Raw genomic sequence first — 24013 nt, forward strand, 5'->3', positions numbered from 1 at the left:
AACATCGCTCACACAAATGAGGGGGAAAACTTATTTATCCTGAGCAAGCTCTTTTCTATTGGGAGCAAGTGGCGGCTGTTCAAACCACTTGTTTTTCGCCATGATACCGAACCATTTTCTGGTGATTCCCAATGTCTTTAGATTGGCTTCTTCATAAGCTAAGGCCAAGTCTGTTCGCTTGGATTCGGCTAGGCCTGTTCCGTAATATCCTTGAGCCGTTTGAGCCAGAAAACCCATATGGTACAACATTGGTGCTTACCGTCGAGTTTGATACGGCACCACCATTACGCAACCCTTAAGTTGCTTGTGTTGACAAGTAACCACAAGGTTGCTTATAATCGAAATATGAATTGGGACAAAGACGCTATATTCAAAGCACTTGGTGATTCGACTCGGCGGCTTATATTGGACGAACTGTCCGAACGTAAAGAGATGACGCTGTATGAATTAACGGCTCGTCTCATTATGAAGCACGATCTTTCCATTTCGCGGCAGGCAATAGCTAAACATCTTTCTGTATTGGAAGATGCAGAGCTTATAAAATCCGAACGAAAGGGAAAATATCGCGTAATTATTTTCAATAACCAGCCACTTAAAAATTTGCTGAAAGGATGGCTAGAGTAATTTACTAAAGGCGGAATAGGTATTCTAACTAATGTGCGGGCTTGTTTTGCTGGGGCTCAGATGGTTAGTACAGAATCATCCGTCACAAATATCAAAGGAGGCAAAAACATGATGAAAGTAATTGTTACCAGTATTTTCGTCCAGGATCAGGATAAGGCATTAAAATTTTATACAGAAACGCTGGGGTTTGTAAAAAAGCATGACATTCCAGTCGGGGAACACAGGTGGATCGCCCTTGTTTCTCCAGAAGATCAAGAAGGTACGGAACTATTGCTGGAACCGAATGCACATCCGGCCGCCAAAGAATACCAAAAGAAGATATTTGCAGAAGGAATTCCGGCAACAATGTTTGGCGTTGCTGATGTTCACGAAGAATATAACCGATTAATAAAACTGGGAGTGAAGTTTACGATTGAGCCGACAGTAATGGGCGATGTCACATTGGCTGTCTTCGATGATACATGCGGCAACCTTATTCAAATAGCGCAGAATTAGCTTGAAAAAAAGGCACTTTTTGTGATCTTTTTTCTCATTATGTCGCGTAATATTTACTCAGACAAAATAGAACACATTATTTCAAATTAATGGATTATACAGGGCCGAACGTTGTGATTCTGCTTTCTATACACGAATAATGTCATTTCCTCCCGAATTCTTTTATGTAAAAAGAAATTGGGGAGGATTTTTTATGTTAAAGAGATGTAGAAACATGCTAATGGTTCTTGCGGCTGGAGTTCTCATGCTTGCCGCTCCTTCCTTTACAGAAGCGGCACTTGGAGATCGGACACTTGCCAATGGATCATCAGGGTCAGATGTTGCCGAATTGCAGGATTACCTGATGACAAAAGGGGTTTTCCCGTACCATACATCGACAGGATACTATGGATCTATCACAGTGGAAGCCGTCAAGGATTTTCAGCGTAAGCGGCATCTGAAGGTTGATGGAATTGCAGGATCGCAAACAAGCCATGCGTTAAAAGTGCTGAGATATGGAGACATTGGGAAGCAGGTCATCCAAATTCAATATCAATTGAAACAAACAGGTCACTATGAATCTAATTTAGATGGAATTTATGGAAATGGCACAGTGAGCGCCGTCAAGAGCTTTCAAAAACAGCGAGGTCTAACTGCAGACGGAATTGCCGGCCCGAGAACAAGAGCAGAGCTGGACCGAAAGGCCAAGCGCGGTTCAGCAGCCGGTAAAACATTGACTGTGGAAAGCACAGCGTACACGGCAGATTGTGAGGGCTGTTCAGGTGTGACACGGATGGGTCTGGATTTAAATAAGTACCCTGATGCGAAAGTGATTGCTGTCGATCCCAGTGTCATTCCGCTAGGATCTATCGTAAAAGTTGAAGGCTATGGAGTTGCGATAGCAGCGGACATAGGCGGCGGCATAAATGGAAGTTCAATAGATGTGTTTATTCCTAATCGCAGCGATGCCCTCCAATGGGGGCGAAAAAGCGTGCGTGTGGAAGTAATCGAATAGGTATGGGCTGTCCCGCACAATCATGCGGGGCAGCTTTTTTGTTTTGGAAAGTCCTTAAGAGGTCAATACGTTTAAAGCAGTAGAAAATATCATCCATATTGTGGACGAAATATGGATCCGTTACTGGTATATTAATGCTAAGAAAATGAAGGACAGGAGTGAAAAAATGATTAAAGGACTGTACGAAGCACATTTACCGGTAAGTAATATCAGCAAGACAATTGAGTTTTACAGGGGCTTGGGAATGGAATTAGCCATAAAATATGAGAAAACTGCATTTTTTTGGATCGTTAAGAATGAAAGCTGGCTTGGGTTATGGGAATGTGAACAAGTACAATTTTCTTATCATCCATCCATCAGACATATTGCATTTAGAGTAGATTTAGAAGATCTAAAGAATGCCAAAACGTGGCTGGAAAAGCGCGGCATTGAAATGCGTGAAGAATTCGGCTTTAAACCTCTTGAACCCATTGTAATGCCAGACCAGACACATGCAATGGTTTATTTTCATGACCCAGATGGAAACTCATTGGAGTTTATCTGTAAATTACCATCTAAGCCTGAAGATAAATCTATGATGTATCTAAGCGATTGGGAAAGGTATTTGAAGAATAAAAACTAAAATTTTTCTTTTTTAAATGAAATGGGCAGTGGAGTGGAACAAGGGTTATAATTGGAGAAACAGCTCATTGAAAACTTGTACAAAAAAGGGTGCGTTCCATGCCGACTAATTCTTTTGAAAACTATCCTATGACGTGGAAGCCATTCATTGATAAAACAGAAAAGCCCATTTATCAAGCGCTGGCAGGGCAATTGGAACAGGATATTTTAAACGGAGTGCTATTGCCCGGAACCAAGCTCCCTCCACAGCGGGAATTGGCTGATTATTTAGATTTAAATTTGAGCACTATTTCAAAAGCATTTAAAGTTTGTGAGTTAAAGGGCTTATTAAGTGCAACGGTCGGAAGCGGCACTTTTGTATCGTATGGTGCGTTATCGAATGCGTATTTACTAGAAGATACAAAGCCGAAGCACTTAATTGAAATGGGGGCAACACTTCCGGATAATGCTTCTTTCGAGCCGCTGATGCTCCAGCTGAAAAGTATGCTGCAGGAGACAGATTATGAAAAATGGTTTGGTTATGGCAGGGGAGGAGAAAGCCATTGGCAAAAGGATGCAGCGGTAAAGCTAATCCGCAGAGGCGGGTTAGAAACTACCGCTGATCACATTTTATTTGCGAATGGGGGTCAAAATGCCATTGCTGCTGCACTGGCAAGTCTATGTATGCCCGGAGACCGCATTGGAGTAGACCAGCATACATACCCTGGCTTAAAAACGGCTGCAGCAATGCTTAGTGTGCAGCTGGTGCCAATAAAAACAGAGAACTATGAAATGTGTCCAGCGTCTTTTGAATATGCGTGTAAAACTGAAAATATTAAAGGCATTTACTTGATTCCGGATTATCATAATCCAACAGCTTCCTTTATGTCGGTTGAGACTCGAAAAATGATCGCAGCCATTGCCAAAAAGTATAATCAGTTCATTATCGAAGATGCTTCATACCATCTTCTCAGCAAAGAACCACTGCCGGCAGTCGCATCATTTGCACCAGAACAGGTCATCTATATTGCAAGTTTATCCAAATCGTTTGCACCGGGTCTGCGGCTGGCCTATGCTGCAGTGCCGAGTCAATTCAAGGAGCCAATTTCAAGGGCACTTTATAATTTGAATGTTTCCGTTTCGCCATTATTGGCAGAACTGGCAGCACGTACAATTGTATCAAATCAATTTGAAGCCTTGATTGAGGGCCATCAGGAGCAGACGATTCGCAGAAATCAACTTGTAAACAGGTACCTGGCAGACTTTACGTGCTTAGGTGCTGAAACAGGCATCTTTCGCTGGCTGCTATTGCCAGGCAAGATTACAGGGGCTGAATTTGAAGCGTTAGCTAAACAGCAAGGAATTCAGGTATTTGCAGCAGAACGGTTTGTAGTAGGAAACAGTTGTCCGGAGAGGGCAGTAAGAGTTTCTGTTTGTGCCCCGGAAACGCTTGAAGAGCTTGAGAGAGGATTGATTATCCTTAAACGACTGTTAGACAGTCTTATCTAATATTGTTTGCCATACAATTATAATATTGTATGGCTTTTTTGCACGTGTTAAGATGATTGAAATCTAGTTGGAATATTATGAAAATAAGGGAGGTTAGATTTTGCCGGTTAAAAATAGTGAAAAAGTTTTAGCCCCCCAATCTGCTTGGCTGCAGAGCTGCATAAATTCTTCAGAAAAACAGCAGCAACTATACAAAAGAACATTAATTGTCATTGTCATATCCCAGATTTTTGGTGGAGCAGGACTTGCAGCCGGGATAACAGTAGGGGCACTTCTGGCGCAAAACATGATGGGGACAGATAGTGTAACGGGAATTCCAACAGCGTTATTTACTTTAGGGTCAGCAGGGGCTGCGCTGCTGGTAGGACGGCTTTCTCAGCGGTTTGGCCGCCGGCCTGGACTTGCCGCCGGATTTTTGGCTGGAGGCATCGGTGCCATTGGGGTAGTGGTTTCATCATTAACAAATAGCATTCTGCTATTATTTATTTCACTGCTCATCTACGGGGCTGGAACGGCTACAAACTTACAAGCACGCTACGCTGGAACTGACATGGCAAACCCGGCACAAAGGGCAAAGGCTATTAGCCTGGCCATGGTCTCCACCACATTCGGAGCTGTTGCCGGGCCAAACCTGGTGGATGTAATGGGGGATTTTGCTATATCCATAGGAGTTCCTGCTTTAGCAGGTCCCTTTATATTAGCGGCTGCAGCGTATATACTTGCTGGTTTCGTTCTATTTATGTTCCTCCGTCCTGATCCCTTTATTGTGGCAAAAGCAATATCAGATGCACGAAATAAAACGAATCATTTAGAGAAAAGTTCTAATTTGGCATCGATAAAAAGGCGAGGCATTTTTGCAGGAGCTGCCGTAATGGTTTTAACTCAATTTGTGATGATGGCCATTATGACGATGACACCCATTCATATGGGACACCATGGCCATGCTTTGAATGAAGTTGGGCTTGTCATTGGATTTCATATAGGTGCGATGTTTTTGCCTTCGTTACTTACTGGTTTCCTTGTTGATAAAATTGGCCGTGCTCCTATGGCTATTGCTTCTGCTATTACGCTGCTTGCTTCTGGCATTCTGGCTGCAGCGGGACCTGCTGATTCAATGGCCGCACTCAATTTAGCCCTTGTTTTACTCGGACTTGGCTGGAATTTTGGCTTAATTAGCGGAACGGCCATTCTTGTAGATTCAACTCACGCTTCTACTCGGGCTAAGACGCAGGGTTCTATCGATGTATGGATTGCTTTATCAGGAGCATTAGGAGGAGGTGTGTCGGGAATAGTTGTAGCATATTCCAGCTTTGCAGCCCTTTCAATTTCTGGTGCTATTCTTTCATTACTGTTGATTCCCATTGTTTTTTGGGCAGGTATCCATCAAAAAGAGAAAAGTATAAGTATAAGTGACTGAATTTTCAGTATGATCATTAACTCCAAAAAATATAAAAGGAATGTTTATAAATGGAACATAAATTTGCTGAGAGAGCTCGATTTGTAACATCTTCTGAGACACGTGAAATATTAAAAGTAACAGAAAGACCAGAAGTAATCTCTTTTGCGGGAGGACTGCCAGCTCCAGAGCTGTTTCCTGTAGACCCTTTAAAGGATGCTTGCAGTGCTGTATTGAACGAAGAAGGTGCGGCTGCCCTTCAATATGGTACGACTGAAGGATATATTCCTTTGAGAGATGCTATTTGTCAGAGAATGAAAATGGCTGGGATTGACTCTAGCCTTGAAAATGTTCTTATTACATCAGGATCCCAGCAGGCAATCGACCTTACTGGAAGATTATTTATCAATGAGGGAGATACTATTATTTGCGAAAGTCCGACTTATCTAGCTGCCATTAATGTATTCAAGTCATATAAGGCCCAATTTATTGAAGTGGCAATGGATGATGATGGAATGCTGATGGAAGAGCTGGAGAAAAGGCTGCAGGAGCATCCCAATGCAAAATTTATTTATACGATTCCTGATTTCCAAAACCCTACTGGCCGGACCTTAAAACTCGAAAGGCGAAAAAGAATGATTGAGCTTGCTAATCAATATGATGTGCTGATTGTTGAGGATAATCCCTACGGTGCTGTAAGATTTGCTGGAAAGGAACTCCCTCCAGTAAAACATTTTGACACAGAAGGCAGAGTCATTTATTTAAGCACTTTCTCGAAGATTTTCACTCCCGGTCTTCGGCTTGGATGGATTTGTGCACACCCATTTTTCATTGATAAGTATGTTGCTTTCAAGCAAACAGCTGACTTGCACACTGATAGTTTTGCTCAAAGAATTACGGCAAAGTATATGGAGCTTTACGATATCGAAGAGCACATTCATAAAATAAAAGCTGTTTATAAAGAAAGATGCACAGCTATGTTATCTTGCATTGAAGAATTTTTCCCCAATAATATATCTTACAGTAGGCCGGAAGGCGGATTATTTATTTGGGTTGAGCTTCCAGAGGGCATTGATTCAGCACATATATTTACAGAGTGCCTGAAAAACAATGTTGCTTGTGTACCTGGTGCTCCCTTTTTCCCAAATGGCACACAAACAAATACATTGCGTTTAAATTACTCTAATATGCCTAAAGAGAAAATCATTGAAGGGATGAAGCGCATGGGAGATGTATTGCATCGGGAATTAGCAAATGATTCAATGCTGACAGTCTGACGGAAACAAGATGCTGTGTCACAATCCTGTATAGTTTATTGTATGTAAGCCTCAATAACTACTCCATTCCTGCATTCAATCTGAACCTCAACAATATCGACAAAATCGGGGGTACATTCATGGAGTTTGAAATTTGGATGAGCGGGAATACTCAATCAGAAAGAGGCCCATCTTTCACACGTGCATTCATACAGCATAGACACTGCAAGAAAGAGGAATGTAAAAAAAATCCTGGAAGACCCATAAGTTTCCTCACCCAATAACTGGCCATCATTAAAGGTAAGGTGCCGTGTATATTGTTAAATAATGATAAGAAAAGAAGAGCCCAATTTTTTCATAAAAGCGGGCTTTTCTTAATTAAGTTAAAAAGCGGCAGTTGGAAATGATAGTGAAATTCCGATATCCATTATTTCCTTATCTGCAAAAAATACTTCAAACATTATTTATAGTGCTCCCAATAAAATCACTTTTGAAAGTATTGAAGGAGACAGGAGGGTTTTAAGCCGTGTGAAATCAGGATTTTAAACCGTTGAAAACTGTTCTCTCTTGAAATATGGACTCTATTAGAGGATTCGGGAGTTATATTAAGATTATGTCCTATAGAATCTTTCTGAGCAGGGAATGAAAGTCTAGAATCCCAAATAAGCCTCTTTTTTGTATGTGATTGGTTTAGCGCATTTTGTTAAAATTTAAATATTCCCCAACAAGCCTGTAAAATAATTCACAACCAAAATACCTCTGCCGTATTTATCTATCTATCTATTTTTCCAATACCCAAAAGATGGACAATGGTGATTTTATGTTAGTAAGAATGACGAAGATAATAATAAATGAATTTTCGCAAATTTTTTAAGGGTGCGTTTCGTAATACTTCACAAAAAATATTTTTGTTTGTTTTGCATTTTTATTTGTTCACCATTCGAAGTAACCCACTGCGAATATATCAAAGATGGGAGTTAAAACTTTATATGAAAAATGCTTCAACTGTTTTTTATGTATCATTAGCAATAATGGCTGGTCTTGTTCTTATGGGAATTACAATGCCAGCGTCGTTAGAAAAGGTCACGAGCAGTACACAAGGCGTGATTACGGATTCTTTTGGGTGGTATTACCTAGTGATTGTTTCGCTATTTGTGTTCGTCTGCTTCTATTTATTAGTAAGTCCAGTTGGCCGGATAAAGCTCGGGAAGCAGGAGGATAAGCCTGAGTTTTCCCGTCCAACTTGGCTTGCGATGCTTTTTAGTGCAGGTATCGGGATTGGGTTAATTTTCTATGGAACATTTGAACCCATTAGCCATTACATGATAAGTTCTCCTACAGGCCAAGAGGGTACTGATCAGGGAATTAAGGATGCAATGAGATTTACCTTCTTTCATTATGGGGTCCATGCATGGGCTATCTATGGTTCGATTGCGATGGCTCTGGCTTATTTTACTTTCAGAAAAGGGGAGCTGAGTTTAATAAGCCGAACCTTACGACCGCTGATTGGAAAACATGCGGAGGGGGCAGTCGGGAAGGCAATTGATGTCATTGCGGTTATTGCTACGGTTTTAGGGGTATCTACCTCTTTGGGATTCGGTGCCATGCAAATCAACGGGGGACTGTCCTACCTTTTTGATGTACCTAGTACGATAACAAACCAAACCATTATTATCCTCATTGTGACAGTCTTATTTATGATTTCGGCTTTAACAGGTCTAAGTAAGGGAATTAAAGTGCTAAGCAATTTGAATATGGGGCTTGCGGCTGTCCTTTTCTTGATTGTCTTTAGCTTTGGACCGACACTTTTTATCCTTAATTTATTCACCGATACGATCGGGACTTATATGCAAAACTTCATTGACATGAGTTTTAGGATAGCACCCCTGAATGAAGAGGGACGCAGCTGGATTAATGGATGGACGATTTTTTATTGGGCATGGTGGATTGCCTGGTCTCCATTTGTTGGTGTGTTTATTGCCAGAGTCTCAAAGGGCCGAACAATTCGTGAGTTTGTTGTAGGTGTCCTTCTCGTTCCGTCACTAATAGGATTCCTTTGGTTTACAACTTTTGGGGGGACAGCCATTTTCACTGAATCTACAGGGCTGCTTTCGATTTCGTCATTATCTCCCGAGGAATCTCTTTTTGGCGTGTTAGAAGGGTTTCCGCTCAGCATGGCAATATCTCTGTTAGCCATTTTGATCATTGTTACGTTCTTTGTGACATCAGCTGACTCTGGTACATTTGTTCTAGGGATGATGACAACGAATGGATCGCAAAATCCAAGTACACCCATAAAAGTAACTTGGGGAGTTCTTCTCTCGATTATTGCGATTGCTCTCCTTTATTCTGGGGGCCTGCAGGCTCTTCAAAACACCATGATCATCGCAGCTCTTCCATTCTCAGTCATTTTAGTGTTAATGACAGTCAGCTTGCTAAAATCTTTAAAACAGGAAGCAAAACAGCTCGGACTAGGTCAGATTAGAATGAATCGGAAGGAAAAGCAAAGCAAAGAGGATGTTCAGGAAGCTGGATAAACAATATTTATTAAACTGGCAACATGTCAACTTCGGTTGGGATGTTGCTTATTTTTTTAGTAAATCAATAATTTGATCGTATATCGTATAAGTCCTCAATCTGTTTCCAAATGGCCTTCTCTTTTGTACAACCGGGACAGGTTGGTTAATATAATATGTGAGTCTATTAATTTCCAATATTAACAAATTATGAAAAACAGAACGAGAGGTGTATTATTGAATGATTTTAGATTTAAAAGGCGAGCTAACAATGGAACCTATTGTAGGGCTGCTCTATTCTATGGTGGATGGGAATTATCGACGGCTGAAATCTATCGTGGGAGGTATGTCCCAAAGGGAGTTGGATTATAAAGGCCCTAAACAGAATTATAACAGCATAGCCCAATTGCTTAGACATCTAGCTTTGGTCGACCTGAACTGGGTGTTTAGAATAAAGGGTGAGATAATGCCGTTAAATCTGGAGAATAAATATGGACCAATATTGGATGAAGACAACCGATTACCGCAGTTTGATGGAATCCCCCTGGATGTGCTGCTTAAAGAATACGATGATGTTATGGATATGATTAAGACGTTATGTCAGCAGTTAACAGATTTGCAATTAACTCGAATAATTGAATATGAAAATGGAAACCAAGCAACAATCCAATGGGGTATATGGCATATAGCAGACCATAGCAGGTATCATCAGGCTCATATAAATCAATTACGCAAATGGTTTAATGAAAGTTGAAATTTTCACTTTGATCAACATAAGGGGTGAGTCTTCTATAATGGAGGAATCACCTGTATTATTATCCTAATGGGCTGCATTCCTTTAATAAATGAAGTATGGAAAATAATTAGAACATTCTCTTGTAATCATTAATCAGAAATCGGAACTATACAGTAAATGAACAATCAGGGAAAGGGGATAATTTACATGATTTTAGAAGCAGTAATGCTACAAGTAAAAGAAGGGATGGAGGAAGAATATGAACAAGCATTCCGTGAGGCATCAAAAATTATTGCTTCCATGAAAGGGTACATATCTCACGAGCTGCAGAGATGTATGGAAATTAAGGGGAAATATCTATTACTTGTGAAGTGGGAATCATTAGAGGCCCATACAGTTGGGTTTAGACAATCGAAAGAGTATCAGGAATGGAAAAGACAGCTGCATCATTTTTATGATCCGTTTCCTGCAGTTGAACATTTTGAAAACGTTCCTCTTTAATTGGTTTTTAATTAAACAGCCTCCATACAGACATAAGGAGGCTATCATTTTAATATTTAGCTAACCCCATTGGCGGATCATCCAGTTTCTCTCGTATGAAGGAAACCTCATCATTGTCTGAGATCATATAGGAGGTCCTGCTATTCTGGTTTATTATTTTGGGTCAGGTGTAAAACTTGGGTAAAATTCATCGTCTCCATGATTGGAGATTTCTCTACTGGTTTTCCAGTCTTGCTTACGACCCGAAGAAGTGGCCGTAAAGGTACAAAGGTTATCCTTCATTTTCTTGGCCAGATTTGTTGAAAAGTGCCATTCATAGTTTTTGTCGAGTTTATATATCTAATATACAATTAATAATATATGATACTGGATCAGAAACTGTTTGGAGGAATTATTTTGACAGCAGATAAAAGTTTAAGGGTTTGTGAAAAGGGACATAAGTTTTACAAAAGCAGTGAGTGTAAAAGCTGTCCTATCTGTGATAAAGAGAATAAGCCTAAAAGTGGCTTCCTTTCGAAGCTCAGCGCTCCTGCAAGGAATGCATTGGTTCACGAAGGAATAGACACTTTGAAAAAACTGTCAAAGTTCACTGAAAAAGAAATATTAAAAATTCATGGTATTGGACCAGCTTCCTTACCTATTATGAGAACTTCCTTAAAAGAGGAAGGGCTATCATTTAAAGAATAAAAGCTTCACTGGCAGGTTTTTCAAGAACTGCTGCTGATCAGGCAGTTTTGTTCTTTTTATACTAAAGGGCAAGATTGTTGAACACTTTATGATTATTGTTTTTTTAGTTAAAAAAATGTTTTGTAAAAGAAACAATTCTGAATATAGTGATGTTTTTTCTGAACCTATACAAATTTTTAATTTTATTTGTTTTAGCAAAACCTCAAGGATTAGAAGAAGGAGGATGAAGGGATGAATGAAATTGGTGCATTACATGAGTCAAATGGCAGTTATGCTTTAAGATTTGAGCGATTTTTTTCCCATAATCCAGAAGATGTTTTCCTTGTCATTACAAATCCCAATTCCTTCTCTCAATGGTACCCTTTTGCAAAAGGGGAGATGGATCTCAGACTGGATGGAAAAATTGCCTTCGATGATGGGGAAGGAACAACATATGAGGGTACCATTACAGAGTTAGAAAAGCCATATTTGTTTGGTTTCCGTGAAGTTGATGATCTGATTAACATTTCATTGCAGGAAGAGGGGAAAGGATGTCGAATGATCTTTACCCATACTTTTAAAGATGATTCATGGGCAGTTAATACAGCGGCAGGATGGCATAGGTGTCTGGATGTATTGGTCCAAATCGTCAATGGTGAACCAATTAAGTGGGACGATAACTCAGCTAAGCTGCGTAAAATCTATAGTGAAGCATTTAATATGGAGCATTAAAAAATATGATATTCCTTTATAGGGCGCCTTCCTTAGAAAGAAGGCATATTTTAGTATCCCCTATACATTAAGGGACTAGTTATTATTAAGGGAGAGCAATTTAGTGGATATTTCACTTAATCAAACGGTGGCGTTTCTGCAAGAGTGGAGACACCATTAAGCTTCAGGGCAGATAAGATGAACAAGGGTGAGCGGTATTCATAGATGAATCATAAAAAGGTCTTAAGGTGTTTTCCTGTTAAAAGGGGCAGGTTTATTATTTGCAATGACTATAAAAAACAGATCCAGCTGCCATCTTAGGCCGATTTTCTATTGTGCTGACAGTAAGCAGCTTAACTGTATTATTGACATTACGGTCACGTTTCCACAGGACGTGTCTTTTTTATTTGGGCCAAATTATTGAAGATGAATGGGGAATGATAAAGAAAATATATGTTAAGGAAACGATATTTAAGGAGAAGGTAACAGATGATCCTTGATATGTTCCTTTTTAAGGAGTGGCTGGGATGGACCTGCTAACTTTTACAGAGGAATTTTTTAATTATATAAGGGAGTTTTTACTTTTAAGATTTACTCTATTTGCTTTGGTTCTCATCACCTTTTCATTTGTCATAAACCGTATGATTGATTGGTTCTTTAGGAAGTCTAATTTCTTTGATGAAGAGGTAGAACAGACGATACAAGGTGTAACCCGATCTATTTTTAGGTATGGAATTGCGATTAGCCTTGTTATTTATCTAATTAGTCAATTTGTAGATATAAAAGGTATTCTTGCAGGTGCAGGAATTGCCGGTGTGGTCATCGGTTTTGCAGCACAGCAGATGCTAAAAGACGTTATTTTGGGGTTCGCAAGATTAACGGATAAAGAGTTTCGGGTCGGCGATTTTGTTACTTTCAACGGGACAAGTTCAGGTACCATTGAGGAGATAAGTATTCGCTTTATGCAAATTCGTGAATGGTCGGGAAAGCTCCTTACGATCCCGCATGGAGAGATTAGAGCGATACAAAATTTTAATAAAGGCTGGATGCGGGTTATTGAACGGATTACGGTAAGTTATCAGGAAGATCCAGCAAAAATAAAGGAATTGTTAGAGAAAGTAAGTGTGATCTGCAATGAAAAATTAGTTCATAGCCTGTATAGGCTAGGGGACGAGGCTGTTGAACCCTTTCAATATATCGGGATTACAGACTTAAATCCAAACCATAAACATGTCGGGTACGAATTTTGTATTGTTGGCCTGGTTAAGCCTGAAGAGTATTTTGAAACGTCCAGGCAGGTAAGATTTGAACTAATGTCTTTATTTCATAAGAGTCAAGTACAAATGCCAACCGCGAACATGTTCGTTCAAACTGAGAATTCACAGGACACTCTTGAGCAGCCTTCACCCAGCACGTAAAAGAACCAGCTGATTTGGGAGCCCAGCCGTTTATGAGGAGCGGCAGCAAATTATTTAAAGTGTGGATTTCTGCAGTGATCTTGGTCTATTCACAGTTTTAGAAAGCACTTTTGAACATAATTTATGGTGATAAAATTTTGTGAATCAGAAAAAATAGGTTTAGGAAAGGAGGGATTGCGAATGTCTGTGAAAAAGCGGGTAACAGGATTGGCCTTTGTGTTTGCAATGCTTGTGGTTTTGTCAACTCCAGGCTCATTCGGCGTATTTGCCGAATCCGATGTTTCAACTAAGGGGAAATCGATTGAGGTCGAGTTGAACGATGATTACTTTAATCCGAAGGTCATCACTATTCAGAATGGAACATCCACAACATTAATATTGAAAAATAAAGGTAAGAAGGAGCACACCTTTACAGTAGAAAAGCTCGGAATTGACGCCGAGATTCAGCCAGGAAAAGAAACGAGTATTTCCGTGAAGCCAAAACAGCCCGGTACATATGAACTGATATGCCGGTACCATTTCCAGGAAGGAATGGTTGGAAACGTAATAGTCAAATAATAACCGGGGCCAATAAGGCCCTTGTTTTTTTATGGTTGCAGGTATTTGCATAGTATTATCCAGATAGCACCATAACAGCTAACTTTCCTCTGCAAATGGATCATAAAAAGTTGTTCCGCCTCTATAAAATGCAAATATAATGTAGGGTAACATATAACCATTATAGAAGAGGTGAACAGGTGTATTTTTTAAAGCCTATCACGGATGAGGTTTATCTATTTCAAAAAATATTGAATAAATATAAAAAAACAATGAAGCTCATTCTAGTGTCTATTTTTACCTGTATTGCTGCTATTCTGCAGGCTGCTGGCGGCCTCTTGCCAGGTATAGGATATTTTTTAAGTCCGCTTGCCACTGCACCTATTCTGTTATGTTCCATGTTTTCCATTCCATTTGGAGCAATGTCCTATTCTCTGACAATTATGTTGTTATTGATCCTGCAGCCATCTGAACTAATTATTTTTCCTTTTACTACAGGATTGTTAGGGCTTGGCATCGGGGCATCTTTTTCCTTTTTCAGGATGAGAATAAGTATTATTGCTGCTGGTGCAATCCTTTTAATGCTAGGAATTATGGGTTTACTATTTATTTTTCACTTTCCAGTTTTAGGTCCAGCCGTCTCTGATTCCTTTTCATTTCTTTCAGCGGGAGGTATCTTTTTATTTGTTTTCCTTTATAGCTGGTTATGGGTTGAGATTGCTTTAATCATTATTAAAAGATTAAAAATGATGATCATGTAGTGGTTTTCATTTAGATGGCAATCCATATAAGATATTTATCAGATTAAGCAAAATTCTATCATTATACTTATGGAACTATTTCAAAAACAGTGCCTTGATGTAAATCAGTCACTTTCATAGAGCCATAAACCCCTAAATATAATCTGGTCTGTTTCAGATTCGTCCCCAAATTAACATAATAGGCTGATTGCGACCCAAAATTATAATCGGTTTGTATCACACTAAAGTCATTTTGTTTACCATTAGGTCTAATGATGGTATAAGCTAAAGCCCCTCTAACCTGAGGCTGTGATTTTTTCCGGGCAAGATCGGTAAACACAACGCTTCCTGTTAAAGCAGGGATTCTTTTCCCCATATAGACTTGCACTCCTGTCAGTGCAGTTCCTCCAAACTTATCGGGTCTGGGATCTTTATGAAAATAACTAGTTAAAGGCTGAAGACGACTCGCTGAAAGTGCTGCTGCTTCATTGTAAAAAGCCATTGTCTTCTCATCCAAATTCTGATTATTAGTGCAGTCTCTTATAATCGAAGCAGGAAAATCACCTTCCCAGCCCCGCCAGCCAAAGTTTATAAATCCTTCCTTGTCAGGTTCAGAATTCATCAAAGATGCTTGAATAAGCTGAGTAACCGGTATGGGTTTATAATCAACAAATGAATAAATCGACTCGACCAAATCCTGGCCGACATTTCCTGCATATTTAATATACTGATTATAAACCCTTTGAAATGAAATACCTGGAATATTGCGAACCCCTTTGGCCATTACCGTGAGGGTTTCCTGAATCGCTGCGGGAAGTTCATTAAAGCGTGTGACAATAGGGGGATCTATGATATAAGTATTCTTATCTACATCAATTTCAATTATTTTACCGGCAATCTCCAGATCATCCTGGCTTAAGTTAAATGGATCATAGCCTGATCCGCCATCTCCGGTTGTTAAAACAAGTCTGCCTGTTTCTGGTGAAAAATTTAAACTATTGACCCCATTATGATTTGAAAATGGCCTTCTTAAGTTAAGTAAAGTCCTTCGTTTTTGGGGCCCGCCATTGGATTGTATAATCCATTCTTCGATTGTATCAATATGGTCATATTGTGTTTCCCTATTCATCCACCTTAGGTTAAAAGTTTTAGGATCACAAGGGTCAGGATTAAACGATTCAGAAAGTGCACCCGGTCCTTGTGCTCCGGCTGCTGAATAATGAAGATAAAACAGACCGTTATAATAAAATTCGGGATGAAAGGCTAGTCCCAGCAATCCCCGTTCATCATATCCGCCACCAGAAGCACCTAGTTTTAGGATTCGAGGGCGAATATCTAAAAAAGTCCTGATGCTTGAGTCTCTTATGTAAAAGATCTCTCCTACCTGGGTTGCAATAAATAGCCTTTCCTTGGAATCACCAGGAAGTATAGCTGTTTTCAAAACAGTAGGTAAATTTATCTTACTGGCAATGGGCCGTAAACCAACCTTAACTTTTATCAATTGACTTTGCACCCCTTCATTTTTTTTCTTTTATAAGAATATGATTAGAACTGGCTATTAGTACCAAATTAGGCAGGGAACAAATCGGAACAAGATAACGGATGTAAGTTCTCGTGTTAAAATGAAATAAAAAAATCAAGGAGCAGCAATGTTTATGAAAAAGGATTACATAAGTTTAAAAGAACAGTTCATTGCATGGCCACGCTGCGTTTAAGTGACAGAAGGCAAGCATCGGATTGTCATTTTAAGTGAGGAGGAGCCTGCAGGCTTCTTCTATTTACCTTCAACAGAACGAGTAAGGAAGTATTGAGATAATCCGAACACTATAATTGCACTGCACTATCTGTTAATCATGGGAAAGTCTTTAACTATTTAGCGTGAAAAATAATGTCTAATGACTTAAAATCGCAGGGGGCAAATAACATAGAGGGTGGGGGAAGTCGAATGAACATACATAATATATTGGTTGCAGGAAGCTATGAAAAGGAATTCCAGGAACAGCTGCCAGCTAATACATCTCAGAGCTTTCGTTTTAAGCAGGTTGCTGATATTACAGAAGAGGATTTATCATGGGCAGATGCCTATGTCGGTTCCAAGCCGTGTCGTGGCTTCCGCTTGGCCGATATGAAATGGGTACATTCCTTTAATGCGGGTGTAAATAATTATTTGGAAATTGATGGATGGAAGGGACATGAGATTCTTCTAACCAGAACTGTTTGCTCGTTTGGACAAAGAATAAGCGAGTATTGTTTAAGCTATATTTTAAGAGATCTTCAAGCTCACCACTACTTTGAAGGAAAACAAAGGGAGAAGGAATGGGCTCCAAAAACTCCGCAAATGATGAAGGATCAAACGATTGTTATCTATGGTACAGGGGAGATTGGGCAGGAGGCGGCCAGAGTATTCTCAAGTTTTGGATCCGCCGTCTATGGCGTCTCTCAAAGCGGGCAACCAAAGGATTATTTCGAAAAGGTGGTGAGAACCAGCTCTGCAAGCACGCTGGCTGCAGAGGCAGATTGGATTATCAGCACATTGCCTTTGACAAAAGAAACAAGTAAGCTATTTAATCGTGAGTTTTTCAGTCATTTAAACGGAGCGGTCTTTATCAATGTCGGCAGAGGCCATACAGTGGACGAGCAATCCCTTATTGAAGCGCTCAATTCCAAAAAAGTCCGTTACGCTGTGTTAGATGTTCTTGAAACAGAACCGCTGCCAGAGACTTCCGAGTTATGGGGAAGAGACGATATCATCATCACTCCTCATATATCGGCTGTGACAGAGCTGAATGAAGCGATCTCATGCTTTTGGGATACATTAAAGAGAATCGAAAATAATGATGCTATACCTAATAGGGTGGATTTTTTGAAGGGGTACTAATAAAAGGCAAGTATGCCGATTGGAAACTGAAAAAAACGAAGCAGATAATAAAGGTAAGGTGAATTAATAACTGTTATAAAAATAAAAGGAGGAAGCCCTTCTCATTTGAGAAGGGCTTTTTATGTCTAAAAAAACGAAATGGATATTAGTAAGTATATGAACTTAAAGGGAGGAAATATTAAATAAAAAAGGAGGTGTTCACATGAAAAAGATTAAACCCATTAAATTAAGTTCTTACAAAACAAACACCTCCGAAAAACTAACATCAGCAGAAATGGGAAAGCTTTGGGCTACTTATATGGGAAATAGCATGGCATCATTTATTTTAAAATACTTTCTGCAGCATGTTGATGATAAACATATTAAGACCTTATTAGAAAATGCCTTACAACTATCAGAAGAATTCATGAAAACCATTAAAGGTATTTTCGAGAAAGATGGATTTCCCATCCCTAAGAGTTTTACGGAAGAGGATGTGAATTTAGGTGCTCCCAGACTGTTTTTGGATGAATTCTATGTCCACTACTTGAAGTATGCATCAAAAGCTGGATTGAGTATTTACAGTATTGCAATACCTCTTGTGTTTAGAGAGGACGTAAAAGAATTTTTTAGGCATTGTATGGATTCCACCATGGATTTGATGGAGCAAATCAAAGAAATATTAATGCATAAAGGGCTAATAAGTAAACCCCCATTGATTCCAGTTCCAGAAAAAGTGGAATTTGTTCATAAGGATTTTTTAAACGGCTATCTTGGAAATAAACGCCCTTTGCATGCTATGGAAATCACCCATCTTTACGATAACATAGAAAATAATGTAACAAGTAAAGCACTCATTATGGCATTCGCACAAGTAGCAAAGGATGAAAAGATACGCAAATTGTTCGAACGAGGAAAAGATCTTACCACAAATAATATTGAGAATTATAAGCAAAAACTGCATGATGAAGATTTGCCTTCCCCACCTTATCTGGATGACTTAATAACTAATACCACTTTTTCACCTTTTTCTGATAAGTTAATGCTCTTTCATAAGATGGATATGTTTTCAATAAAAGTTAGATCCTTCGGAAATTCTGTGGCTGTAAATGGCCGGCATGATATCGGGATGGTTTATTTGAAGGCAATTATGAAAAATTCATATTTTGTTGAGAATGCTGCAAGAATTATGATTGAGAAAGGATGGTTTGAACAACCTCCAGCTGCAGCTGATAGAGACAAGTTATCCTAATTACTGCTATGATTTTGAGAGCCCCCTCGCCGGAGAGGGGCTTTCTTCGCATTAAATGGTGCAGTATAGTTAAAAAGGTCTTCTCCTAATAAAGTCCGTCAGAAATCCTTTCTCTCCACGACCCCTATTCGCCTCGTATATTACGAACGGGTGCATTAATATAGAGTTCCAGCTGCCAATTGGCGGCTTTTTTTATTGTACAAATGGTGCAGGCAGTTCAAGAAGGTAATGGTTTCATTAAACAAGAATATATATAATAACCCGAGACTAAGACGAGGTGGATAAAAATGGATAAAAGAGTGATATTCGACTTTGAAATCGAATTTACTAATGGCGGTGGATTACAAGGACAGGATTTTCGTCTTGATATTGATGGTAACGACATTACTGATGAAGAGTTAGCGAATTATATTGTAGAGGATATGAGGTTGCTTATGGTTGGAGAAGTTAGAATACTTAACAAAAAAATAATTATTGAAAAACACAAACGTAAATCATAACAACTTACAAGACATGGAATTAAACTTTTACATCAAGCTGCCAATAGGCGGCTATTTTTCTTGTCTAATTAAAAGGGCAGGCTAGTAAAGGAGGGAATAGAGTGTATCGCTCTTGTTTTTTTATATTTGTAAATGTTGGTATGGCTTTTGGGAATAATACATGTATCTGACAGCTATTTAAAGGATGATCACTATGTCAATCGCTGTTTTAGCAATGTTTGCCTGGTTAGTAATGATTGTATTCGCTATTGTTCCCAAAGGATTTACTCTTACTGAGATGGTTTTTTTGTACTTCATCATCGGAATATTAACTATTACCCAATTCACCATACTTGATGTCAATCTGCACTGGGTTCCAGTCACCCGAAGTGTGGAAGGGTCTTTCGCGATTTATATTTGCCGCTTTATTGTGATACCTTTTCAAATTCTTTTGTCAGTATGCATACTAAATTCGCACATGAAAGCAAAATGGCGATGGGTTTTATCAGCCACAATCGTAATCTCCCTATGCTTGGGAGACCGGATATATTTGTGGGCTGGCCTCATTACTTTCCAAAGGTGGAATCAATTGTACTCTGCTCTTATGTATGTGGTATCTATTGCCTTAGTATGGTTGATAGCCCGCTGGTTTGTTTGCCTGGAAAAAGGAGAATTTAAAAAAACATGAATGGAATTCGTTATTATGATCATAATTTTAATGCTAATGAGTGGTTTATCGTCATTTCGCTCATTGTTGGAACTTTAGTGGTGTTAAAACTGCCAAAACGTTTTACAAATAAGACAACCTGTGTGTACCTTTTATGTGGCGTGTTTACTGGTTTCTTTTTCGATCACATTTTAAGTGTGCTGCCAGTTAGTTATTATGATATTAATGATAATTCTTCCTTTCAATTGATGGATTTTTTATCTCATGTGATGTATGCACCATTCAGCTATCTATTCTTTTATATATATGACTTCACTAGTGTTGTATAAATAATGTCATAATTTTCAGTTTAATCATCTTTCTTGATTAGAGCCAAAAAGGTAAATACCCTATTAAAGGTGGCTCCATCCATTTGGATTTTATTTACAATTAGACCTGTGCGACAACGACAATTTGTTTATTTAAGGGATGGCTTTTCCTTCAATCTTTCGAAGCCAGATATTCGCTGGTTTCCACAATGCAGCCCTTAAATAACGGCTAATTTGTAAGGTTTTTCGCTTACTTTTTGTTTCGATTTGTACGAGAACATGTAGGCAAAAAACAATCAGTGCGATAAACACTTGATTTTGAACTGCCCATTCGCTTTGACCGTAGAATTTTTTGATGCTGAGATGTTGTTTAATCCACTTAAAAAATAGCTCAATTGCCCAGCGAGATTTGTACATCTCCGAAATTTCTTCGGCACTCAAATCAAAACGATTCGTAATAAGCTGGAGTTCATTTCCTTTTGAATCCATCACTTTTAGAAGGCGAAAGTAATTTTCAGCACGGTTTTGAGTCGTACCAATCAATACCATTTGGTCTGACAAAACAGCCGCTTTCTCTGGTAGGTTAAAATCGAAAACTTCCCGTATGACTGCATTTTTACGTAGTCTGGAAAGAAAAAAGTAGCCATCATCAGTCATGCGATCAAAGCGCTCGTAGTCTAGATAGCCACGATCAAACACATACATGCATTCCTTGTCATCCACCATGATTTCAAGCTGACCACGGTCATGTTCTTTTGCAGTTGTCATAACGGCTTTTTCAGGATAGGAAGTACCTTTTTCCATAAACACAAGACGGAGATGCAACTTTACTCCCGCCTTTGTTTTGCGAAATTTTGCCCATTTATGATTGGTTAAATTGAGTGGCAGCGTGCTTGAATCAATAATTTTTAACGGCATCACAAGTTTCGTATAGTACGTTTTGGTATGAATTTGTGATACTAAATCAAGGAAAAGCCTTTGGAATATATCTGGATTCATCCCATTCAATCGGCGTGACAGCTGAGAAATACTGATAGAATCAAGGTCGATTCCTTTTTGAAGCTGGTCATCGAATAGACTATCGCTTAGTGCATGCAGACTTTCGATTTCTTGTAGTTGCGCAAAAAGTAGTAATTTAAGGAATGACTCAGTCGTTAGTTTTTTCGTATAGTAATCTAATTTCATCGTTTTCACCTGTTCTTCAAATAATTGAAGGTTTATTGGTGAAAACCATTGTCCAAATGAATTTTTTCGTGTAATCTTGTCCATGCGTATGTCCTTTTATAGTGGATTTGGACGGGTTACCACCTGACTTATCCATTATAAAGGACTTTTTCTTTGCACAAAATAATAAAATTGAACATTTTAAGTATTTCCAATAGTCAAATTAAATTAACGCAACACTAGTGATATGACTTCTTTAATATAAAGCCAAATTTATCTCTGTTATTCATTTTGGGATGGGCGTTTATAAGTGTTGGGATAGAGCTATTTTCTGAGTACATAGGGATCTTTCACTATCAGAATGGATATAACAGCTATTATTCTTTTGTTATTTATTTGGTGGTCCAAAGTTTATGGGTGAGATTTTACAGGATTATTAAAGCATATGGAGAAAAACAATTTTAAATGAAATGGAGATGTTTGGGAATTGCCAGGAATTATTTATAGAAAAGGTATTCTTAAGCTAATCATATATTGAAATAGAACAGCTCTGCCACAATTTCCTCCAAAGTTCTTTTAGTTATGGCATATCTATATTGTTCCAAATCTTTGTTAGCAATTTGCTTTGATAGCATTTTCCCTCTTTGCTGCATCCATAAAAATACAGAAAAATAAATCAAATTCATTATGATCTGCATCTAGAGCCGATATGATAAGGCTGCTTTTATCTTCCTTAGTAGTAGGAGCATTTTCATTATTAATAATTAAATACAAAGAGTGCAGCAATAAAGACAAACATCTTCATTCCTATTTATAAATGGGCAGGTAACTTCCAAAGCAATTATGGGTTTCTATTGTGAAGTGAGTTGAAAAATAGTATTCGCTCTGGATATAAAAGGTAAAGTTGGAAAACCTATAATGAATGAATTCTAAAAGGAGGGATTCGAATGAAAGACAATGAGCAGGAAACTAGCGAAGGACTGAATCAGATATTTGAAATAATAAATGCCAAAGGCGATGTTGGCGAAATCAATGAAATTCTGAAAAATAGAAGTTCTGACTCTATAGCGGAAAACTCCTCTCCTAATTCCTAAGACAAAGAAAACCCGTTAAAAAAGAACCGGCCACTGCAGCAATGGTTTTTGAGAATATAGATAGATGCAGAGAAGCTGCCTTTTTTTATCTCTTTAACGACTTTGTCAATACTTGTACTTAATCTAATGGTGCTTATGCTCAAGATTAGCTGCCAAGTAAGGCAGCTTTTTCTTATTTAACCAAATCTTTTACATAACGGTTCCTTTTACTGAACAAGAAAAATTTTAATAAATTTGTTTATAGTATAATAACCATTTTGCTGAACAATAATAGTAGCCCAACGAAATGATTAAGGTTTCCTATTTCAAGTATTTTAAATCTATTGCTGCTTGATAGGGTTTAATAGGGTGTCCTTCTTTTATCTTATGAACAAAATCAGGATTAGCTAGTAGAGGGCGTCCAAAGGCAGCAAGGTCAATTGTACCATCCTTAATCGCCTTAGAAGCAATCTCTGTATTTAGATTTCCCACCCCAATAATAATACCATCCCAATGTTTCCTCACTAGTTGATGAAAAGTCATGCCACTAGCCATTTTTTCAGTAAAATTATTTGTTGAGGGGTGTATAATTTGAATTCCCACTTCTTTAAACACTTGAACTAAAGCCTTTATATTCACTTCAGGATTGGTCCACTTATAACCGGGGATATCATCTTTTATTTCAGAAAATCTAATAATAGTTCTATCTTGGCCGACCTCTTGAATAACCGCATGTAATACTTCCTTCATAAATAATAACCTGTTCAATATATCCCCACCATACTCATCAGTCCGTTTATTGGTAACTTCAGAATTAAATTGATCAATTAAGTAACCATGAGCTCCATGTATTTCAACTCCATCAAATCCAGCCTTAATTGCGTTTCTAGCAGCCATAGCATATTCTTGGATGACATTTTTTATATCATTCAAAGACATTTCTTCAGGTGTCTCATAAGGTTTTCTCAATCGGTGAACTAAACCATCAGCCTTTATAACGGAAGGTGCTTGTGGTGGGAGTCCTCCAGTCAGTTCGTGATGTGTTAATCTTCCTACATGCCAAAGCTGTGCCACAATATTTCCTCCTTCCTCATGAACAGCTTCAGTTACTTTCCTCCAAGCATCTACTTGGCTTGTTGTGTATAGGCCAGGAACACCAAAAGTTCCTTTGCCTCTAGGGGAAGGGTTAATACCTTCTGTAATAATGAGACCAATACCATCTTTAGCTCTTTTGCGATAGTAGGTGACAATATCATTACCAACAGTACCTGTATTGTTATTTGCAAAACTTCGTGTCATTGGAGCCATCACAATTTTTGTTTTCAAGTACCAGTTACCGATATTAATTGATTTTAATAACTCAGTGTTTTCCAATTTGCCTTAACTCCTTTATAGAAGTATTAACTTCGTAAATAATCTTATATAATTTTAAAAAGAAGTTATATAGAAAATTTCAGTTAAAATGTCTTAATTAGTTTTAAATTAATTTTATTTTAAATATTTTACTTAGAAAT

Annotated in this window: 26 protein-coding genes; 21 read left to right on the forward strand and 5 right to left on the reverse strand. The window is 38.5% G+C overall.

All coding sequences use genetic code 11. The features are described 5' to 3' along the window. Positions 1-30 precede the first annotated feature (30 nt). On the reverse strand, positions 31-249 hold the full coding sequence (locus AC0VZ9_RS03720; protein ID WP_009335311.1) for a DUF3231 family protein: 219 nt from the start codon (positions 247-249) through the stop codon (positions 31-33). Positions 250-345: 96 nt separating this feature from the next. Here AC0VZ9_RS03720 and AC0VZ9_RS03725 point away from each other — a divergent pair, with 96 nt between their 5' ends. The 15 genes from AC0VZ9_RS03725 (at position 346) to AC0VZ9_RS03795 (ending at position 14720) form a co-directional block, all read left to right on the forward strand. Then, the gene (locus AC0VZ9_RS03725; protein ID WP_009335310.1) at positions 346-624 is read left to right on the forward strand and encodes an ArsR/SmtB family transcription factor; all 279 of its coding nucleotides are present in this window, start codon (positions 346-348) and stop codon (positions 622-624) included. 111 nt (positions 625-735) lie between these two features. Beyond that, positions 736-1119, forward strand: a complete 384-nt coding sequence (locus AC0VZ9_RS03730) for a VOC family protein (protein ID WP_026041539.1) — start codon at positions 736-738, stop codon at positions 1117-1119. Between the two features lie 193 nt (positions 1120-1312). Then, positions 1313-2113, forward strand: a complete 801-nt coding sequence (locus AC0VZ9_RS03735) for a peptidoglycan-binding protein (RefSeq protein ID WP_217026143.1) — start codon at positions 1313-1315, stop codon at positions 2111-2113. Positions 2114-2279: 166 nt separating this feature from the next. Next, a complete protein-coding gene (locus AC0VZ9_RS03740) occupies positions 2280-2735 on the forward strand; it encodes a VOC family protein (RefSeq protein WP_475397028.1) in 456 nt (151 codons plus the stop codon). A 98-nt stretch (positions 2736-2833) separates the two neighbouring features. Further along, complete coding sequence (locus tag AC0VZ9_RS03745; RefSeq protein WP_251157286.1) at positions 2834-4222, forward strand: aminotransferase-like domain-containing protein; 1389 nt, start codon at positions 2834-2836, stop codon at positions 4220-4222. Positions 4223-4322: 100 nt separating this feature from the next. After that, positions 4323-5639: an MFS transporter gene (locus tag AC0VZ9_RS03750; protein WP_251157287.1), complete on the forward strand. Its 1317-nt coding sequence runs from the start codon at positions 4323-4325 to the stop codon at positions 5637-5639. A 50-nt stretch (positions 5640-5689) separates the two neighbouring features. Beyond that, positions 5690-6895, forward strand: coding sequence for an aminotransferase-like domain-containing protein (locus tag AC0VZ9_RS03755; RefSeq protein ID WP_475397029.1), 1206 nt, complete (start codon positions 5690-5692; stop codon positions 6893-6895). A 968-nt stretch (positions 6896-7863) separates the two neighbouring features. Next, positions 7864-9411, forward strand: coding sequence for a glycine betaine uptake BCCT transporter (locus AC0VZ9_RS03760; protein ID WP_192908151.1), 1548 nt, complete (start codon positions 7864-7866; stop codon positions 9409-9411). A 220-nt stretch (positions 9412-9631) separates the two neighbouring features. Next, positions 9632-10144, forward strand: coding sequence for a DinB family protein (locus tag AC0VZ9_RS03765; protein ID WP_342025930.1), 513 nt, complete (start codon positions 9632-9634; stop codon positions 10142-10144). Between the two features lie 189 nt (positions 10145-10333). Then, a complete protein-coding gene (locus AC0VZ9_RS03770) occupies positions 10334-10627 on the forward strand; it encodes an antibiotic biosynthesis monooxygenase family protein (protein WP_009335300.1) in 294 nt (97 codons plus the stop codon). Between the two features lie 360 nt (positions 10628-10987). Continuing rightward, on the forward strand, positions 10988-11314 hold the full coding sequence (locus tag AC0VZ9_RS03775; RefSeq protein WP_374940680.1) for an RNA polymerase alpha subunit C-terminal domain-containing protein: 327 nt from the start codon (positions 10988-10990) through the stop codon (positions 11312-11314). Between the two features lie 231 nt (positions 11315-11545). Next, positions 11546-12025, forward strand: coding sequence for an SRPBCC family protein (locus AC0VZ9_RS03780; RefSeq protein ID WP_251157291.1), 480 nt, complete (start codon positions 11546-11548; stop codon positions 12023-12025). A gap of 506 nt (positions 12026-12531) precedes the next feature. Next, the gene (locus AC0VZ9_RS03785) at positions 12532-13422 is read left to right on the forward strand and encodes a mechanosensitive ion channel family protein (protein ID WP_342025932.1); all 891 of its coding nucleotides are present in this window, start codon (positions 12532-12534) and stop codon (positions 13420-13422) included. 180 nt (positions 13423-13602) lie between these two features. Further along, on the forward strand, positions 13603-13980 hold the full coding sequence (locus AC0VZ9_RS03790) for a cupredoxin domain-containing protein (protein WP_475397030.1): 378 nt from the start codon (positions 13603-13605) through the stop codon (positions 13978-13980). Positions 13981-14159: 179 nt separating this feature from the next. Then, a complete protein-coding gene (locus AC0VZ9_RS03795) occupies positions 14160-14720 on the forward strand; it encodes a hypothetical protein (RefSeq protein ID WP_258753779.1) in 561 nt (186 codons plus the stop codon). A gap of 67 nt (positions 14721-14787) precedes the next feature. Here AC0VZ9_RS03795 and AC0VZ9_RS03800 read toward each other — a convergent pair whose 3' ends face one another. Further along, entirely contained in the window at positions 14788-16200 is a 1413-nt protein-coding gene (locus AC0VZ9_RS03800; protein ID WP_475397031.1) for a PQQ-dependent sugar dehydrogenase, read from the reverse strand. A gap of 444 nt (positions 16201-16644) precedes the next feature. Here AC0VZ9_RS03800 and AC0VZ9_RS03805 point away from each other — a divergent pair, with 444 nt between their 5' ends. From AC0VZ9_RS03805 to AC0VZ9_RS03825, 5 genes are all read left to right on the forward strand, one after another. Further along, positions 16645-17577 (forward strand): D-2-hydroxyacid dehydrogenase, encoded by a 933-nt coding sequence (locus AC0VZ9_RS03805; RefSeq protein WP_475397032.1) that lies wholly within the window; start codon positions 16645-16647, stop codon positions 17575-17577. A gap of 202 nt (positions 17578-17779) precedes the next feature. After that, complete coding sequence (locus tag AC0VZ9_RS03810; RefSeq protein WP_475397033.1) at positions 17780-18808, forward strand: DUF3231 family protein; 1029 nt, start codon at positions 17780-17782, stop codon at positions 18806-18808. Positions 18809-19095: 287 nt separating this feature from the next. After that, on the forward strand, positions 19096-19308 hold the full coding sequence (locus tag AC0VZ9_RS03815; RefSeq protein ID WP_192908159.1) for a cyclase: 213 nt from the start codon (positions 19096-19098) through the stop codon (positions 19306-19308). A 193-nt stretch (positions 19309-19501) separates the two neighbouring features. Then, positions 19502-19975, forward strand: a complete 474-nt coding sequence (locus AC0VZ9_RS03820; protein ID WP_034297412.1) for a hypothetical protein — start codon at positions 19502-19504, stop codon at positions 19973-19975. Further along, complete coding sequence (locus tag AC0VZ9_RS03825; RefSeq protein WP_475397034.1) at positions 19972-20283, forward strand: hypothetical protein; 312 nt, start codon at positions 19972-19974, stop codon at positions 20281-20283. Before AC0VZ9_RS03820 ends, AC0VZ9_RS03825 begins: the two co-directional genes overlap by 4 nt. A gap of 132 nt (positions 20284-20415) precedes the next feature. Here AC0VZ9_RS03825 and AC0VZ9_RS03830 read toward each other — a convergent pair whose 3' ends face one another. Both AC0VZ9_RS03830 and AC0VZ9_RS03835 read right to left on the reverse strand, forming a co-directional pair. Next, a complete protein-coding gene (locus tag AC0VZ9_RS03830) occupies positions 20416-21531 on the reverse strand; it encodes an IS4 family transposase (protein ID WP_115596674.1) in 1116 nt (371 codons plus the stop codon). Positions 21532-22038: 507 nt separating this feature from the next. Next, positions 22039-22221 carry a hypothetical protein gene (locus tag AC0VZ9_RS03835; protein WP_217026133.1) on the reverse strand — a complete coding sequence of 61 codons (183 nt, stop codon included), beginning with the start codon at positions 22219-22221 and terminating at the stop codon, positions 22039-22041. A 152-nt stretch (positions 22222-22373) separates the two neighbouring features. Between AC0VZ9_RS03835 and AC0VZ9_RS03840 the strand changes: the two genes are divergently transcribed. After that, on the forward strand, positions 22374-22520 hold the full coding sequence (locus AC0VZ9_RS03840) for a hypothetical protein (RefSeq protein WP_175502173.1): 147 nt from the start codon (positions 22374-22376) through the stop codon (positions 22518-22520). Between the two features lie 300 nt (positions 22521-22820). Here the strand turns inward: AC0VZ9_RS03840 and AC0VZ9_RS03845 are convergent, their stop codons facing one another. Beyond that, positions 22821-23873, reverse strand: coding sequence for an alkene reductase (locus tag AC0VZ9_RS03845; RefSeq protein ID WP_009335286.1), 1053 nt, complete (start codon positions 23871-23873; stop codon positions 22821-22823). Positions 23874-24013 lie beyond the last annotated feature (140 nt).

It is taken from the genome of Cytobacillus sp. QJM3NY_8 (genome assembly GCF_056173585.1).

Bases quoted from the DNA above. Each gene is read 5' to 3' on its own strand.
- AC0VZ9_RS03770 (WP_009335300.1), top strand. From the start codon at position 10,334: ATGATTTTAGAAGCAGTAATGCTACAAGTAAAAGAAGGGATGGAGGAA.
- AC0VZ9_RS03730 (WP_026041539.1), top strand. From the start codon at position 736: ATGAAAGTAATTGTTACCAGTATTTTCGTCCAGGATCAGGATAAGGCA.
- AC0VZ9_RS03840 (WP_175502173.1), top strand. From the start codon at position 22,374: ATGAAAGACAATGAGCAGGAAACTAGCGAAGGACTGAATCAGATATTT.
- AC0VZ9_RS03785 (WP_342025932.1), top strand. From the start codon at position 12,532: ATGGACCTGCTAACTTTTACAGAGGAATTTTTTAATTATATAAGGGAG.
- AC0VZ9_RS03765 (WP_342025930.1), top strand. From the start codon at position 9,632: ATGATTTTAGATTTAAAAGGCGAGCTAACAATGGAACCTATTGTAGGG.
- AC0VZ9_RS03735 (WP_217026143.1), top strand. From the start codon at position 1,313: ATGTTAAAGAGATGTAGAAACATGCTAATGGTTCTTGCGGCTGGAGTT.
- AC0VZ9_RS03780 (WP_251157291.1), top strand. From the start codon at position 11,546: ATGAATGAAATTGGTGCATTACATGAGTCAAATGGCAGTTATGCTTTA.
- AC0VZ9_RS03825 (WP_475397034.1), top strand. From the start codon at position 19,972: ATGAATGGAATTCGTTATTATGATCATAATTTTAATGCTAATGAGTGG.
- AC0VZ9_RS03775 (WP_374940680.1), top strand. From the start codon at position 10,988: ATGATACTGGATCAGAAACTGTTTGGAGGAATTATTTTGACAGCAGAT.
- AC0VZ9_RS03760 (WP_192908151.1), top strand. From the start codon at position 7,864: ATGAAAAATGCTTCAACTGTTTTTTATGTATCATTAGCAATAATGGCT.
- AC0VZ9_RS03740 (WP_475397028.1), top strand. From the start codon at position 2,280: ATGATTAAAGGACTGTACGAAGCACATTTACCGGTAAGTAATATCAGC.
- AC0VZ9_RS03820 (WP_034297412.1), top strand. From the start codon at position 19,502: ATGTCAATCGCTGTTTTAGCAATGTTTGCCTGGTTAGTAATGATTGTA.
- AC0VZ9_RS03755 (WP_475397029.1), top strand. From the start codon at position 5,690: ATGGAACATAAATTTGCTGAGAGAGCTCGATTTGTAACATCTTCTGAG.
- AC0VZ9_RS03830 (WP_115596674.1), bottom strand. From the start codon at position 21,531: ATGGACAAGATTACACGAAAAAATTCATTTGGACAATGGTTTTCACCA.
- AC0VZ9_RS03790 (WP_475397030.1), top strand. From the start codon at position 13,603: ATGTCTGTGAAAAAGCGGGTAACAGGATTGGCCTTTGTGTTTGCAATG.
- AC0VZ9_RS03725 (WP_009335310.1), top strand. From the start codon at position 346: ATGAATTGGGACAAAGACGCTATATTCAAAGCACTTGGTGATTCGACT.
- AC0VZ9_RS03810 (WP_475397033.1), top strand. From the start codon at position 17,780: ATGAAAAAGATTAAACCCATTAAATTAAGTTCTTACAAAACAAACACC.
- AC0VZ9_RS03720 (WP_009335311.1), bottom strand. From the start codon at position 249: ATGTTGTACCATATGGGTTTTCTGGCTCAAACGGCTCAAGGATATTAC.
- AC0VZ9_RS03815 (WP_192908159.1), top strand. From the start codon at position 19,096: ATGGATAAAAGAGTGATATTCGACTTTGAAATCGAATTTACTAATGGC.
- AC0VZ9_RS03805 (WP_475397032.1), top strand. From the start codon at position 16,645: ATGAACATACATAATATATTGGTTGCAGGAAGCTATGAAAAGGAATTC.
- AC0VZ9_RS03745 (WP_251157286.1), top strand. From the start codon at position 2,834: ATGCCGACTAATTCTTTTGAAAACTATCCTATGACGTGGAAGCCATTC.